This window comes from Paenibacillus sp. XY044, assembly GCF_002257645.1.
Classification (GTDB): Bacteria; Bacillota; Bacilli; order Paenibacillales; family Paenibacillaceae; genus Paenibacillus_AQ.
Genome location: NZ_NQMO01000004.1, coordinates 71,776 through 86,040 on the forward strand (window position 1 = coordinate 71,776; position 14,265 = coordinate 86,040).

The following is a 14,265-nucleotide window of genomic DNA, read 5'->3' on the forward strand; positions in this document are numbered from 1 at the left end:
CATCCTCCATGTTTCTTAACAAACTTTTCAACACTTATACTTTTAGTATAACTGGAACCCGGCGAGAATACTTTGCTGAAAAGCTCAAACGACTTGTTCATTTAGCTCCAAACGAGCAGGTTTTCCTGGATACTGTTTTCGACTATGAAAGATGACCGGGGCTTACTACGAAAGAATGAATCGTGCCTGTTAAGTGATATTAAAGTAAATTACTACGTTTAGACTACTGAATTTCGAAGAAATGGAATAGGTAAATCCTTGGTTCAAGAATTGGTTATTAAGGCGAAACATTGTGAGGGACTTGAACAGATTAATCTCATCGTCGTCTCAAATAATAACACTCGGATGATTACATAAAGGAGAGATTTACAATAAAGATCGGGTAAAAAGAAGTAAAGATAATGGCAAAATCTTTGAGCTTCGTCAAGGAGCGGTTTTGGCAAATGGGCGTGTTTATTTGCCGATCAGAGGAATTGCAGAGGCTTACGGGAATGTAGTTCGTTATACAAAAAGTAATGGAGTAATCAACATTCTTATTCAAAAATAAATGTTGGCTTTTTCTGTCGTATCCGGACGATACTGTGTAATAAGAGCTAAAAGATCATCATCCGAATTGAAACTAATATTACTGACAATAATATCTATAGATAAAAGTATAAAGGATGATATCATGATTTATATCTATAATGACTATGGCGGGACACATACAACAGCTCTTGCAGCTGCTTATCATTTAAATGAAATTACCCAATCAGAACGAAAACTAACTAAAGAAGAAATATTAGATGTTAACTATTTCAATAAATTAACCAAAGATGATTTTGGGAAAATCATCTTTCACGGGATAGACGAAAATGGAGATTCAGTATATACAATAGGACGAAAATCCTCCAAACTTGTTGTTCCGGCATTAAAAGACTTAAGCTTGTTACTACAAAGCAAACATCATTTTCAAGAAAAAATAATATTCTCTAATACGTCACCGACTGTACCGATCGTCATGTCAATTGGGGGTTTCTTTTCAAGAGGATTAAAAATCGATTTCATAGGTGTTCCGTTATTAATTATGGGTACTAAACAGTGCTGCGATCATATTTTTCAGTTGGTTGAAAATACGAAGCGAACAGCGAAGTCCTCTAATGAGGAAAAAGTCATCATATTAGAAAATGAAATGTATAAAAAATAATGTTTTATCTCTGTTAATAAATTGTGCAATGAACAATTGTTATCTTTAAAACTTTTTGGGGAATTGTTTTACAATTGCAGCCGTTATTGTTAGTTGAAAAAGTATTGGCGAGTAAGTCAACGTTTTATAAACGTTGGCTTTTTCTGTCATATCCGGACCTACTGTGCACATCTCTAAACTAACGAGCAGGAAGCGTGATTGAACGATATACTGCAACAGATTTGCAGATGGTGTGGTAATACACATATTTCTTGGATTCCATCGTAGACTGGGGCAAGTGCTCCAGTCTATATTGTTGCACTCATGGCCATGTAACCAACAAGCGCGATCCAGCTGCCAATCAGACCTTCCCGGCACGGTACCATGGACCCGTTGCACAGCCACCGGCCAAGATAATCCCGATTCCAAATATAAGGCTCTGATCATCGGTGACATTTTGCAAAGTAAACAAATACAAATTTAGTGAAAATAGTTTAAAATAGGGATGAAATAATATTTTGTAATTTATTTTAATTTATGAAATTTTATTAGGAGGGTTGTCATGGTGAACCGTTTCTGGCAAACGTATCGCACTGTGCTGTTCTGTCGGTTGTTCGCTAACTACTTCGCGCTGATTCTTATCCCGGTCATCGTAGCCGCCGTACTGACCAATTTTTTTGTCGTCCGGTTGATTGAGCATGATGCGGAAAGATTGAACAATACCATCATGCAGCATTTCTCGGAGCAAACCGATGACACCTTCGCCTCTCTCGAACGTGATATGGTGAACATGCTGTCAACTGCAAGCATCAAGAACTTTCCCAGAACGTCCGGCGATCCGGCCGAACTCACACAGCACTATGAATGGATCCACTCGCTCATGCAACAAATGAATAAACTGGATTCGGAAAATCTGGTGTACAAATCGTTCCTGTACTTTGCGAGCGAGGATCTTGTCATCGACGGCAATACATACAACAACAAAGACGAGTATTTCCAGGAACAGTATCTGATCAAAAATACGGATATACCATCCTACTTTGCCAATTTTACTGGCAAGAAATCGATGGTTTTTACAAAACCGCATACGGTATTTGAAAGGCCGCCATTCACTCGGGACATCGTTTCAACCCACTCGAACACCGCCGTGCTGATGAGCTATCCATTCAACAATAGCAATCCCGAAGTCTATTTGGTCGTGAATCTTGATCTAAATAAGCTTCGCGAGCGATTGGGCATTCAGGAGAAGTGGGTAACGGATACGATGCTGGTCAACTCGTCCGGCTCCGTCCTGATCTCGAACGGATCGTCCGAGCTCCAGCCTGATTCATTTGCAGCGATGATCCGTATGAATCCGGAACAGACTTTATTTTTAAACCAAAATAAGAAAGCGCTATCATTCGCCAAATCCCGGTTCAACGATAATTGGTATTATGTGAGCATGATCGATCTGCCCACCCTAATGAAGCCGGCAAGAACGATCCGCGCGATGACGTTCGTACTGCTTGGCATGTTTATCGTCGTAGGCGGCTTGGTTTCTTATGATTTGAGCCGAAGATTGTACAACCCGATTCGCGAAATTAAAACGGGGCTGGAATCGCAGCATCCGCATCTGGACGACGCACCCGGCTCCCACAGCGGCAACGAGTTCGATACGATAAAACGGTTTTCGCATTTGCTAATCTCTAAGAACAAAGAGCTGATACAGACGGTAAACGGCATGTTCCCGATCGTCCAGGAGCAATTTATTGTTCGAGTGTTGTTTGGTGAATACCGCGACAGCCTATCCATCGAATATTACGCGAAAGAAATTGCCTTCCCATACAAGCCGGTAACAGCCGCAACCGTCCTCTGCATTGATATCCAATACTATTCGCCGTTCGCGGAACAGCTGTCTAAAACGTCCAAATCATTTATGCTTGCCGAACTGAAGGAGAAAATTCGCAAGCTGTCCCCGGCGATGATTTGGGTATGTCAAACACGTTCCGAACAATTGTCCTGCGTATTGCATCACGAAGAAAATCGGCTTTGTGCCCCCAAGGAAACAGCGTATGCTATAAAGCTGCTCCTGGAGCATCCTTATTACAAAGCTTCCATTGGAATCGGGGAAACGGTCCATTCCGTCGCCGCCCTCCATCAGTCTTACAACCATGCGCTTTCGATGCTCCATTATAAGAGTTTGCACGCGGGTGCCGAAATTTGCAGCGAACAAAGGGTGTGGAAGGAGCGATCATCAGGAGACGGTTTCTTGTCTTCTCAAGAAGTGAACCGGATCTTCAATAGGTATAAAGCCGGCGATTGCAAAAACTTGCTTCAGTCCGTGTTCGACTTGCTGGACGCTGGAATGCGAAGCAATGCGAACGCAGATCAGATGAAGAACTTGGGCACCGATGTACTGAATACTTGGGCTCGCGCCATCGAAAGTCAGCGAAACGATTTTGACATCTCGGCATATTCCGAGTTGTTTGCCGCTATCAACCGCTGTGTAACCTGGGAAGAAATGAGGCAAACGTTCCGGGAAATACACGGCGTATTGTTCCGGACGATCGAAGCGTCGGATCGTAAACAACAGTTTGCCGAAATTTTGGACTATATCCGGACCCATTATAACGAAGAGCTCTCCATTGAACATTTCGCGGAGCAAATGAACATGTCCGCCGGGCATTTCAGCCGCATGTTCAAGGAAGAGGTGGGTGAGAAGTATGTGGAATACATCGCCAAGTACAGGATTTCGAAAGCGAAGCAATTTTTGCTCGAAACGGATATGAAAATCGACGATATTGCCGGACATATTGGCTATTGGGGAAGGAACTCGTTCATCCGTAACTTTCGCCGTTATGAAGGAATTACCCCGGCTAAATATCGCACGATCCATCAATCATGAGTCTTCTTTTTTTCAGAAGTCTCATTTTTTTCACCTGCTTATCATGCGAGTGGCGTTGTCATGCGGTTTGTAAAAATGGAGACATCCCGAAAACATGGTGCTTTACCCGCGGCGTGTCACAACATATAGTCAGAGCGAAGATTCGGCTCGCGTTCAAACGCCTGCCAAAGGAGGTGAAACCGTTGTCATTGGATCGAAGCGATGCCGCGAACGCACAAATCCCAGCCCGAGACCAACGTGGAAAGGGCACTTCTCTCCGATTCAAGCTGAAGAAGTACAGAACGTTATATTTGCTGATGCTGCCCGGCATCCTGTATTACATCCTCTTCAAGTACGCGCCGATGTACGGGGTGATCATCGCGTTTCAGGATTTCTCGATCGGCCGTGGTATCATGGGCAGCAAGTTTGTCGGCCTGCAGCATTTCATTGATTTTTTCGTCAACACGCCGGATGCCTGGAAGCTGATCCGGAATACGGTCATGTTGAATGTGTACGACCTGATATTTCGTTTTCCGGCGCCGATCATCCTTGCCTTGCTGTTCCATGAAATTCGAATCCGGAAGTTCAAATGGTTCGTGCAGAGCGTCAGCTACATGCCTCACTTTTTATCTACCGTCGTGATCGCCGGCATAATGGTTACCTTTTTGTCGCAGCAGACCGGAATCGTCAATCATATACTCGACTGGCTCGGCTTCGGGCGAATCATGTTTCTCGGGGAGCCCGGATGGTTCCGTACGATCTACGTAGGCTCAGAAATTTGGCAGACGATCGGTTGGGGCACAATCTTGTACTTGGCGGCTATTGCCGGCGTCGATCCGACCTTGTATGAGGCTGCTAAAATCGATGGCGCCAATCGGTTTCAACAAATGCGTCATGTGACCTTTATCGGCATGATACCGGTTATGATCGTCCTGTTTGTCCTGACGCTTAGCCACTTTATGGAAACCGGCTTTCAAAAAATTATTTTGTTGTACAATCCGATGACATATGAAACCGCGGACGTCCTCAATACATACATTTACCGGCGCGGGATCCTGTCCGCCGACTTCAGCTTCGCTACGGCTGTCGGTTTGTTCCAGTCGGTTATCGGATTCGTGCTAGTCGTCTCAGCGAACCGTGTCGTCAAGAAATTTTCGGACACAAGTCTCTGGTGAAGGGGGCCGGGAAATGAAAATCAAGGAAAGCTTCGGCTCGAAGCTGTTTGACGCAGTTAACATCTTCCTCATGGCCGTCCTTATTATCGTCATGGTATATCCACTCGTATATGTGTTTTCCGCTTCCATCAGTGATAACGCCATGGTCATGAGCGGGCAGGTCGTTCTCTGGCCCAAAGCGATCAACTTGATTGCTTATGAACGGCTCCTTAGCAATCCGGATCTATGGATCAGCTATTGGAACACGATTCGCTATACCGCCGTTCAAACCTTCTTATCGCTCGCCGTTACATCTGCCATGGCTTATCCGCTGGCCAAAAAGGGTCTCCCTGGCCGTCCGCTGATATTGTTTCTGGCGGCCTTCACGCTGATGTTCGGAGGAGGGATGATCCCGACCTTCCTTGTGGTGCAGAATCTGGGACTGCTTGATACGATGTGGGCGATCGTGCTGCCGTCGCTAGTCAGCACTTGGTATCTGTTCATCATGCGCACCTTTTTCGAGGGATTGCCGGAAGAGCTTGAAGATGCCGCCACCATTGATGGCTGCGGCACGATGCAGGTGTTCCTGCGAATTGTACTGCCGCTTTCGCTTCCGGTACTCGTCTCCATTGGTCTGTTCACCGCCGTCAATCAATGGAACTCGTTCTTCGATGCATTGATCTATTTGAACGATCGGAGCATGTACCCTTTGCAGATCATGCTGCGCAACATTATTATCGCCGGCTCGAATGTCCAGGGCGAAGGCAACACGGACTATATCGAGACGCTGAAATACGCCATGATCACAATCGCTACGGTGCCGATATTGTGCGTGTATCCGTTCATTCAAAAATATTTCGTACAAGGCACCATGATCGGCGGAATCAAAGGGTAAATGTAAATTCCACCGGAATCTATTCCTATATATCCGATGTCAATATAAGGAGGGTATAAACAAGTGAGTAAAAGAATGAGGGCCATCATACTTTCTGCCGTTATGCTGAGCGTTCTGACCGCAGGCTGCAGTGGAAAAGGCGGGAAGCAAGAAGGGGCAAATGGAGGAGGGACAGATTCGCAAAAGCCAATTTCGTTCTCTTGGCTGGTTTACGATCGCCCGGAAGGAAAGGTAAAGAATGATTGGGAGATTTTCAAGGAAATCGAAGCGAACACGGGCGTCAAAGTGGATTGGCAGGTCGTCAGCCAAGAAGGCCTGACGGAGAAGCGGCAGATTATGATCGCTACCAACACGGTCACTGATTTTAGTCAGCCGACAAATCAAGAGGCTAGGGAGAACGGGCCGGAGAAAGTGTTCCTGAATTTGAACGATTATTTGGATATCGCACCCAATCTCAAAAAGTTTTACGATTCTTATCCCGAAGCGAAAGCGGTGGCAACTGGCGCGGATGGCGGCATCTACGACGTACCTGTACTCGAAGGTGACCCCGCAGGGAAAGGCTTCAATTATATTTGGATGGCGCGCAAAGATTTGATGGATAAATACAACTTGAAGGCCCCGACAAATCTCAATGAATTTTATCAATTCCTGAAAGACTTGAAGGCGAAAGAGCCGGACAGCTACCCGCTCAGCTTCAATACTCCGGTCACGGCTGATACCGGAATGTATACCGTATTCGGAAGGATTTTCACGGGTATTACAGGCTTTTTCAATCAAAGTCCGACGGAAGATAAGTACGAGTTCGCGCCGTACAACAGCGGATATAAAGATGCACTTGTATTTATGAATAAGCTGTATACGGAACAGCTGCTCGACCCCGAATTTTATTTGTTGACTCCGGATCAGTGGGAGGAACGGTTCTTAAAAGGGAAGTCGTCCGTAACCTACTACTGGAAGGCGGAAGTGAACCCGACGATCGACAAAGCGAAGCAAGCCGGCACGTCGGATTACGATCTGGATGCGCTTCCCGAGTTTGCCGCAGATGGCGTAAAGACCTACCAGTTTTCCCGTCCGGTCGTAGGATCGGTGGGCCGGGCCATTTCGGCGAAAGTCAAGGATAAGGAAAGAGCCGTCAAATTTCTTGACTATCTAGTGAGTGAAGAAGGCACCAATTATTTGTCGCTTGGTATTGAAGGCAAATCGTATACCCTAGAGAACGGAAATCCTGTCTACATGAAGGAATTCGGAGCTAGCCCGTATGTCCCGCTGCGCCGAGATTTCGGCGTATGGTACGACAACATTTCGCTGAACAACGCATTGGCACGTCAAACGTGGGAGAGAGGTCTCGACGACAAAAGCAAAGCGATCAACAGCAGCTATGAAAAGTTCATCATTCCCGCGCCTAAGGCACTCGTGAAGACTACGGAAGAGCTCGATCTGGAAAAATCAAAGCTGACCCCGCTCACCAAGTTTCTGGAGCAGAAAATTACGGAATTCGTCACAGGCAAGACGCCGATTACAGACGCGAACTACCAGCAGTTCTTGGATCAATTGAAGAAGCTCGGCTCCGATGAACTGTTGGATATGTACAATACGGCATACACGCGCACGTATGGTTCTAAGTAAGCCGTAAGATTCAAATCAAAGGAGGGCATGGAATGCGATCCGCATCGTTTATCGTTGATACTGACATCCACAATGCGATCGACAAACTGCAGGACTTGTTGCCTTATTTACCGAAAGTATGGCACCAACAATGGCTCGAAAGTGGTATCGGTGTGCACGGGCAGTATTATTCGCCCGTAGGTGTATTGCGTCAGGATGCAAAGCCCGACAATGGCGCCACGCCCGGAAGCGATCCGCAGTTTGTCCTGCAGCATTATATGGAACCGTTCGGAATCGATTACGGCATACTAACGGGTGGGGGAGAACAGGGCCTTTCTCTTCACGCCGATCCGGACTATGCGAATGCCGTAGCTGCCGCCTTCAACGATTGGCTGGCGGATCATTGGCTTAGCGTCAGCCCCAAATTCAAAGGCTCCATTCAGATTAACCATTCCGATCCGGCCGAAGCCGTCAAAGAGATCGACAGGATGGGGCCGCATCCGGGCATGGTGCAGGTCGTTATGGGAAGTGGAGCGCGTATGCCGTACGGCAACCGCTTCTACCATCCGATCTACGAAGCAGCAGAACGGAATGGACTGCCGGTCGCCATTCATCCGGGCACGGAAGGAAAGGGAATATCCGGCGCCCCGACACCTGCCGGGTACCCGACCCGGTATATGGAATGGCACAATATTCTACCTGCGAATTTTATGACTCATATCAATAGCCTGGTATGCGAAGGGGTGTTCGAAAAATACCCGAAGCTTAAGTTTGTAGCGATCGAAGGCGGGATAGCCTGGCTGCCCCATTTGATGTGGCGCATGGACAAAAACTATAAAGCGCTGCGCGATACCACGCCGTGGCTCAAGCGTCTACCATCGGAGTATATCGTGGAGCATGTGCGGTTAACAACGCAACCGATCGAAGAACCGAAGCAGCCGGAACATCTGCTGCAAATCTTTCAGATGATGCATGCTGAACAGATCGCCATGTTCTCATCCGACTACCCGCATTGGGACTTCGACAACCCGAAAGTCGTGCTGAGAAATCTCCCTCAGAAGTTGAAAGAGCGTATTCTAGGGTATAACGCGGCAGAGCTGTACGGCTTCCCGATCCCGAAGGCGCCTAAGGAGGCGGGTCCCGCATGAGAGTGAAAGTGGCGGAGCCAGATGCGATCATCGACGGCGGCAAACTTATCGTAAAAGTGAAAGAGATGGAAATCGGCCTGTTTCGGATCGAAGGTAAATACTATGCGTGGCGTAACGTTTGCCCGCATGCGGCGGCGCCGGTATGCGCGGGAGCGATTCGAGGGACCCGGCTTCCTTCCGATGTTTACGATTATTGTTACGGATTGGAAGATCGAGTGCTGCGATGCCCATGGCATGGCTGGGAATTCGACCTGAAGAGCGGTCATCACCTGGCTCCAGGCAGCGACGCGAAGCTGCGTGGTTATCCGGTGGAAACCGACGATACCGGGGTATATGTTGTGTTGCGTGAGCGGAATTGAAGCTTGGTTTGCGGCTAAGGATATGATTCCTCAGCCGCTTTTTTTACTTTTCCAAGGAGTCTGTTCCATTAGTGATAAATATTGTAAGACGACAAGAACATATATATATTTGCATTAAAAATTTTCTCAACTAACGGGCTGTTTAACGCAATATACTGTAACTTCTTGCAACCTCTTGGGTTAGTATTATTAGAAGGGGGCACGAAGTAATGAGGAGTTTTTCTTTTGTTTTTCTAATCCTGTGTTTTCTAATAAGTGGATGTAGTGGTGGCACTCAAATCGATAGATCAATGCGTTATGATTTCACTGAGCCTTATAAATTCCCATTTGAAGTTAATGATGTTCGTACAGAGATCGCAATTGATAATCCAGATTATCTCCAACAATACGTATTTCATTATAAAAACAAGCAGACTAAACAAGAAATAAACTACATTTTAAGTAAAGTTATTGGTAATCCAGAAGAAGCATCTAAACAAAGCAATCATCCTGTTAAACTAAAAAATGGGAAACAAGCCTATTACAAAGAAGACGATACCAGCCAATTCATATTTTGGGACAGTGAAAATGGTTTTCTAGCTAGATTTGTTTATTACATCGACGGTAATACTGAGCGATTAGGTAGTAATAAATTAGCTCAATCCGATCTAATAGACTTAATTAATCAGGTTCAACAGTAAAGTTGTTAACCTAACGGGAAACAATAGTTCAAAACAAAAAACAACAGCCGGCAAGTAATTGGCTGCTGTATAAGCGAAATAAATGGCCTGTTTGCGTCCCTGATGTGTAAATAAGACACCTATTATGGTGTCTCGTGATATTCCGCAGCCGTATTTTTCTATGGAGTGAAAGACTCCTTTCTGACCCAAGCTCCACCTTCATCCGTACTCCGGTAAAACATCGTAGCGTAGCGGAGTGCTCCTCGTGCCGCTTCTTCAACAGATGAATATCTATTTTCCGATGGATCGTGAGGATCGGTTTTGTCCGCGTCTTTATAGTAATGGCTTAGCTCATAAAAATAATGGCCGTTCTGATTTCTTAGGATATCAATTTCAATTTCTTTACCATCGATTATAACCTTTAGTGTTCGGACAATCTCGTGAACGGCTTGGATATCGGCGTGAAGATTTCCGAGTTCAGACAGATTTAACATCGTCAGTGTCCTCCCAATAGCTTCCTTTACCAAAGTAATCTTTACATACGTTGTTGAGTGACTGCAACACATCGATAATTCCTTTTAAATCACATGTATGAAAGGTGTCATTGATATCGCGATTTTCCTCAATTGAATATACATGGATCTCAGCGCAACCATCCCATCTAATATTTACATCAAAACGCTTATCTTCTGTTTCGAGTTCTAGCGCTGCAATTCCGCCGTCTGCATCTCTTTTATGTTCGGTCTTTATAATCCACATTCTAATACACCACCTTGGGCTTATGATATCCAAAAGTAGAAAATTTATTGGTTTACAAGTCAGAGAAGAAAGTTAACGAAGAAAGAAAAAAAGATGCCGATGGTTATAAGAAACTAAATAATAAATAAGTATAAGTGAAACTTGGGATCTAGTTCCATATCACAAGAGCTTGGTCCCCAAACACAAAAATCATCATCCTTTTTCACATTCATCGTACATTTATTCGGTTTCTAACTCAGGTATATCATCAAAGACGTTCGACTTTGGCACCTGGGTCATATTTTCTTTTTGCTGAACCCAATACCCGATATTGAGGTACCAATCCTGAAAAGAGTCGTCCAATTGCTGTTCCCGATTGCTGTCCTCATTAACGTCAGAATCAACTTCCGTCTCCTTCCTTAGAATCCCATAAACATCCTTATTAACCCAGTCTTTCCGGTCTTCGGTATCATTAAATGTATCCATGTAGATTTATCCTCCTAAAGTCTCATTGCCCTTTAACCATTTGTTTAATTTGCTTGATCAAGGAGAGATTTATACAATCGTATTGATTCTTCGCAAGCAGGCATCGAATATTTGATTTGGGGTCTACTGTCGCGTTAGCTTAATGAAAAAAAAGCAGCCAATCAAAAAACCTGTTCTGACGGTTATACGGCTATTTTTTTAAACGTTGAGCAGATGAAAGGGTGATATTGCGATGCAATTCAAGTTGTATACGGATGTGCATGAATTTTACAATGATACCTATGATGTGCTGATGCGTCATGAAGCACAAAATTTGATTCCTCTTGGCAATATCATAATTGGGCATGAAGGAAAAGACAAAACAGACTGGCGTGACCCTGTAAATTGGCTTATGGCAACTATTTTGGATGCTAAGGGCATACAACTTACATCCATAATGACACCGCCACACAATATTACGCTTTATGCGACAGACAACATAATTAACCCAGAAGCTATAAACTGTCTGATAGATGGGCTGAAAGACCGTGAAATTCCAGGTGTGATAACCGAAAAAACTTTGGCAGAGTATTTTGCCAAAGAATATACCTTGCGCAAGGGAATAACCTTTAAAATAACCATGAGCCAACGTATATATGAACTTAAGGCAGTAAACCCAGACATTCAAAAGGTTGGTATCGTTCGATTGCTAGATGAAAAGGATATTCACTTTTTCCCATACTGGGCTGAGGCATTTTATGCAGCGGGGAGTTATGGCAAAACAGAAATGTCCATCCCGCAAGATGCAGACCCTTACCTCTACCGAATAGCATCGAAAAAACTCTATATTTTAGAGGACAACGGGATACCCGTTTCTATGGCAGGATATACAAGGGAAATGCAGACGGCAATTGGCGTGGCATTTGTATATACACCTCCATATGAGCGCAGGAAGGGTTACGCTACTTCAATTGTGGCGCAAATAAGCCAACTTGCATTGGATAAAGGGTTTACTAAGTGCGTCTTATATACGGACTTAGCAAATCCCACATCTAATAGCATCTATCAAAAGATAGGCTATATGCCAATTTGTGATTCGCTCCAGTTAAAATTTGAATAGTAGAATGATGCGGACAGAACTTCTACTACCTTAGAAAATAAGAGCATAATATACAGTAAAGATACGGCGGCGCCCATGCTACACATTGTTGAGCAGGTTGTCACAGCCTGCTTATTTTATTAAGCTAACGGGCAGGATAGTTTAAAGCTGACGAGATTAATCGTATGGCCTGACGAAGACAAAATAAGCGCCGGCTCACGATGTTATCGTGAACCCGGCGCTTATTCGATCGTTTCCACATATACGTTCAAATGGAGCTGTTTCAACAACCGTTCCAAGAGCACCACCGTTTCCACCCCCAAGGGTGCAAATTGATCAACGCTACTCGTCGCATTGGGCACCGCGGGACTCCGGCTGGTTGCTATTCAGGAAGCGCGTGTCAATTGCGACGAGCCGTTCGCTCTATGCCATCGGCGGTTACTTTGTACAGTTGGTGCGGCAGGTCGTGTCCCATGCCGTCAACCAGCATCAACTCGGCGCCCGGGATGGCAGAAGCCGTGTCCTCGCCACACGCCGGGACGAACAAGGGATCGTCCATCCCATGAATGACAAGGGCGGGTACTTTAATGGTCGCCAGCCGCGGACGGCGGTCACCGGAGACAGCGATCGCAGCAATTTGTCGTCCGACACTGCCTGGATCGTAGGCTCGCTGGACTTCTTCCAGAATGAGCGCACGATAAGCGTCCTCTTCAAACGGATAGCCAGTGCCGGCGATGCGTTTGGCAAAGGAGAGGCTGTGCGCCAAAAATCCTGCTTCATCCTCAAAGGGGTTCGGCGCCGGTGTAGTCATCATCGCCATGACTTCCTGGGAAGCTTGCGGAAGGGCGGGATTACCGGAACTAGACATAATGGATGTGAGTGATAACACCCGTTCAGGGTACTCACTGGCTGCAATCTGGGCGATCATTCCGCCCATCGACCTGCCAACGAAATGCGCCCGGTCAATTGAAAGGGCGTCGAGCAGTCCGATAGCGTCGTTTGCCATGTCATCGAGAGTGTAAGGGATGTCCGGTCGCTGTCCCGACATGAGAGCAGTTGCTAATGCGTCAAAATCCAGCGTCCGATAATGGCTAAAGTGTGTTGAGCAACCTACGTCGCGATTGTCAAAGCGGATCACCCGAAAGCCCCGCGCTGCCAATCGTTCACAAAACGGAACCGTCCAGCGGATCATCTGGGTTCCGAGCCCGGCGATTAGGATAATAGCCTCGTCAGTTTCGTTACCGAAACCATCATAGGCCAACTCAACACCGTTAACTTTCAGAATGTTCATGGTCATGTTCTCCTTCAATCTCTTCAGGGAATGCATTGGCGGCTAATCTCTTGACATGGTTTCTGATATCAGGTGCCCAGTCATCGATGAAGTGGTTAAAACGATCCAAATCACCAGCATACAGTGCCCGCAGAGCTTCTTCGTATTGATGGAAGTCCCCGGCCATAGCTGTCATAAAGTTATATGTTGCTTCTTGCGACTCTCGGATTGTGCTCTGTTGTTCTCCAGCACGGCGAGCTTCATCAATGAGTTTTCGTAATGTTACCGACGCCCCTCCTGGTTGACTCTTGAGCCATTCCCAATGCCGAGGCAATAACGTAACCTCACCGGACACAACACCCAGCTTGGGTCGACCGACCCGCCGTGTAGTCTGGTGATTCACTTCTGTACCGGATGAGTCACCAAACTGTTCTCCTAATCGTTTAAGCACATCATCTGTCTTCCCACGAAAATCAACATCTATTGGCTTCCCCGTGGAATCGTCAAATATAAGCAGCTGTGTGAAGTCTCTGTCACTCAGAACATCCTTAACTGTAGTAATAACGTGCTGTAACGAACCACTGGCGACGACCCCCACACCCAAAAATGCCGTGCAGTAAAAGCGTGTTAGGGTATTACTCATGATGACCTCCTTTCTGCTTGTGTTAATTATACCCGGGTAAAAATAAAAAATCAATATTACCCGGGTAAAATGTATTTTCCCGTTTGATGATGGAGGGAATAAATGCAAAAGACACGGCCTAAGAGGAACCGCGCGGCTGAGGGCGGAACTGGCAAAGAGCCGGCTTTCTAGTCGACTGCCTTTCACCCAAGGCGGTTTTTTT

The 14,265-nt window shown here is 45.8% G+C and carries 15 protein-coding genes and 2 pseudogenes; 11 read left to right on the forward strand and 6 right to left on the reverse strand.

Annotated features, from left to right (window positions below):
* Window positions 1-240: 240 nt before the first annotated feature.
* The 3 genes and pseudogenes from CJP46_RS17840 to CJP46_RS17845 all read left to right on the forward strand — a co-directional run.
* Window positions 241-357 (forward strand): annotated as a pseudogene (locus tag CJP46_RS17840) (hypothetical protein); the annotation flags it as partial.
* Window positions 358-409: 52 nt separating this feature from the next.
* Window positions 410-547, forward strand: coding sequence for a stalk domain-containing protein (locus CJP46_RS37575; RefSeq protein WP_373558022.1), 138 nt, complete (start codon window positions 410-412; stop codon window positions 545-547).
* Window positions 548-670: 123 nt separating this feature from the next.
* The gene (locus CJP46_RS17845) at window positions 671-1,186 is read left to right on the forward strand and encodes a DUF3189 family protein (RefSeq protein ID WP_094596989.1); all 516 of its coding nucleotides are present in this window, start codon (window positions 671-673) and stop codon (window positions 1,184-1,186) included.
* Between the two features lie 290 nt (window positions 1,187-1,476).
* On the opposite strand, the pseudogene CJP46_RS36850 reads toward CJP46_RS17845, so the two are convergent.
* Window positions 1,477-1,604, reverse strand: a pseudogene (locus CJP46_RS36850) (YeeE/YedE thiosulfate transporter family protein); the annotation flags it as partial.
* Window positions 1,605-1,727: 123 nt separating this feature from the next.
* On the opposite strand from CJP46_RS36850, the gene CJP46_RS17855 reads away from it, so the two are divergent.
* The 7 genes from CJP46_RS17855 to CJP46_RS17885 all read left to right on the forward strand — a co-directional run bounded on the left by CJP46_RS17855 (window position 1,728) and on the right by CJP46_RS17885 (window position 9,869).
* Window positions 1,728-4,049 (forward strand): helix-turn-helix domain-containing protein, encoded by a 2,322-nt coding sequence (locus CJP46_RS17855; RefSeq protein WP_094596990.1) that lies wholly within the window; start codon window positions 1,728-1,730, stop codon window positions 4,047-4,049.
* A gap of 296 nt (window positions 4,050-4,345) precedes the next feature.
* The gene (locus CJP46_RS17860) at window positions 4,346-5,203 is read left to right on the forward strand and encodes an ABC transporter permease (RefSeq protein ID WP_094597369.1); all 858 of its coding nucleotides are present in this window, start codon (window positions 4,346-4,348) and stop codon (window positions 5,201-5,203) included.
* Between the two features lie 13 nt (window positions 5,204-5,216).
* On the forward strand, window positions 5,217-6,077 hold the full coding sequence (locus CJP46_RS17865; RefSeq protein ID WP_094596991.1) for a carbohydrate ABC transporter permease: 861 nt from the start codon (window positions 5,217-5,219) through the stop codon (window positions 6,075-6,077).
* A gap of 75 nt (window positions 6,078-6,152) precedes the next feature.
* Complete coding sequence (locus tag CJP46_RS17870) at window positions 6,153-7,703, forward strand: extracellular solute-binding protein (protein ID WP_179281243.1); 1,551 nt, start codon at window positions 6,153-6,155, stop codon at window positions 7,701-7,703.
* A gap of 32 nt (window positions 7,704-7,735) precedes the next feature.
* Window positions 7,736-8,830 (forward strand): amidohydrolase family protein, encoded by a 1,095-nt coding sequence (locus CJP46_RS17875; protein ID WP_094596993.1) that lies wholly within the window; start codon window positions 7,736-7,738, stop codon window positions 8,828-8,830.
* Entirely contained in the window at window positions 8,827-9,189 is a 363-nt protein-coding gene (locus CJP46_RS17880; protein WP_094596994.1) for a Rieske (2Fe-2S) protein, read from the forward strand. The genes CJP46_RS17875 and CJP46_RS17880 overlap by 4 nt, the downstream gene beginning before the upstream one ends.
* 209 nt (window positions 9,190-9,398) lie before the next feature.
* Entirely contained in the window at window positions 9,399-9,869 is a 471-nt protein-coding gene (locus tag CJP46_RS17885; protein ID WP_094596995.1) for a hypothetical protein, read from the forward strand.
* 158 nt (window positions 9,870-10,027) lie between these two features.
* Here the strand turns inward: CJP46_RS17885 and CJP46_RS17890 are convergent, their stop codons facing one another.
* From CJP46_RS17890 to CJP46_RS17900, 3 genes are all read right to left on the reverse strand, one after another.
* The gene (locus CJP46_RS17890; protein ID WP_094596996.1) at window positions 10,028-10,342 is read right to left on the reverse strand and encodes a hypothetical protein; all 315 of its coding nucleotides are present in this window, start codon (window positions 10,340-10,342) and stop codon (window positions 10,028-10,030) included.
* Window positions 10,326-10,607, reverse strand: coding sequence for a hypothetical protein (locus CJP46_RS17895; RefSeq protein WP_094596997.1), 282 nt, complete (start codon window positions 10,605-10,607; stop codon window positions 10,326-10,328). Before CJP46_RS17895 ends, CJP46_RS17890 begins: the two co-directional genes overlap by 17 nt.
* Window positions 10,608-10,826: 219 nt before the next feature.
* Complete coding sequence (locus tag CJP46_RS17900; protein WP_256992412.1) at window positions 10,827-11,072, reverse strand: hypothetical protein; 246 nt, start codon at window positions 11,070-11,072, stop codon at window positions 10,827-10,829.
* 232 nt (window positions 11,073-11,304) lie between these two features.
* Between CJP46_RS17900 and CJP46_RS17905 the strand changes: the two genes are divergently transcribed.
* Complete coding sequence (locus CJP46_RS17905) at window positions 11,305-12,171, forward strand: GNAT family N-acetyltransferase (protein WP_094596998.1); 867 nt, start codon at window positions 11,305-11,307, stop codon at window positions 12,169-12,171.
* A 379-nt stretch (window positions 12,172-12,550) separates the two neighbouring features.
* On the opposite strand, the gene CJP46_RS17910 is transcribed toward CJP46_RS17905, so the two are convergent.
* Both CJP46_RS17910 and CJP46_RS17915 read right to left on the reverse strand, forming a co-directional pair.
* The gene (locus CJP46_RS17910; RefSeq protein WP_094596999.1) at window positions 12,551-13,441 is read right to left on the reverse strand and encodes an alpha/beta fold hydrolase; all 891 of its coding nucleotides are present in this window, start codon (window positions 13,439-13,441) and stop codon (window positions 12,551-12,553) included.
* Window positions 13,422-14,063, reverse strand: a complete 642-nt coding sequence (locus CJP46_RS17915; protein ID WP_094597000.1) for a DUF2239 family protein — start codon at window positions 14,061-14,063, stop codon at window positions 13,422-13,424. Before CJP46_RS17915 ends, CJP46_RS17910 begins: the two co-directional genes overlap by 20 nt.
* Between the last annotated feature and the right edge of the window lie 202 nt (window positions 14,064-14,265).

What these genes read in the sequence shown, in the direction of transcription:
- CJP46_RS17845 (WP_094596989.1), top strand. Translation starts at nt 671, where the DNA reads ATGATTTATATCTATAATGACTATGGCGGGACACATACAACAGCTCTT.
- CJP46_RS17855 (WP_094596990.1), top strand. Translation starts at nt 1,728, where the DNA reads ATGGTGAACCGTTTCTGGCAAACGTATCGCACTGTGCTGTTCTGTCGG.
- CJP46_RS17860 (WP_094597369.1), top strand. Translation starts at nt 4,346, where the DNA reads ATGCTGCCCGGCATCCTGTATTACATCCTCTTCAAGTACGCGCCGATG.
- CJP46_RS17865 (WP_094596991.1), top strand. Translation starts at nt 5,217, where the DNA reads ATGAAAATCAAGGAAAGCTTCGGCTCGAAGCTGTTTGACGCAGTTAAC.
- CJP46_RS17870 (WP_179281243.1), top strand. Translation starts at nt 6,153, where the DNA reads ATGAGGGCCATCATACTTTCTGCCGTTATGCTGAGCGTTCTGACCGCA.
- CJP46_RS17875 (WP_094596993.1), top strand. Translation starts at nt 7,736, where the DNA reads ATGCGATCCGCATCGTTTATCGTTGATACTGACATCCACAATGCGATC.
- CJP46_RS17880 (WP_094596994.1), top strand. Translation starts at nt 8,827, where the DNA reads ATGAGAGTGAAAGTGGCGGAGCCAGATGCGATCATCGACGGCGGCAAA.
- CJP46_RS17885 (WP_094596995.1), top strand. Translation starts at nt 9,399, where the DNA reads ATGAGGAGTTTTTCTTTTGTTTTTCTAATCCTGTGTTTTCTAATAAGT.
- CJP46_RS17890 (WP_094596996.1), bottom strand. Translation starts at nt 10,342, where the DNA reads ATGTTAAATCTGTCTGAACTCGGAAATCTTCACGCCGATATCCAAGCC.
- CJP46_RS17895 (WP_094596997.1), bottom strand. Translation starts at nt 10,607, where the DNA reads ATGTGGATTATAAAGACCGAACATAAAAGAGATGCAGACGGCGGAATT.
- CJP46_RS17900 (WP_256992412.1), bottom strand. Translation starts at nt 11,072, where the DNA reads ATGGATACATTTAATGATACCGAAGACCGGAAAGACTGGGTTAATAAG.
- CJP46_RS17905 (WP_094596998.1), top strand. Translation starts at nt 11,305, where the DNA reads ATGCAATTCAAGTTGTATACGGATGTGCATGAATTTTACAATGATACC.
- CJP46_RS17910 (WP_094596999.1), bottom strand. Translation starts at nt 13,441, where the DNA reads ATGAACATTCTGAAAGTTAACGGTGTTGAGTTGGCCTATGATGGTTTC.
- CJP46_RS17915 (WP_094597000.1), bottom strand. Translation starts at nt 14,063, where the DNA reads ATGAGTAATACCCTAACACGCTTTTACTGCACGGCATTTTTGGGTGTG.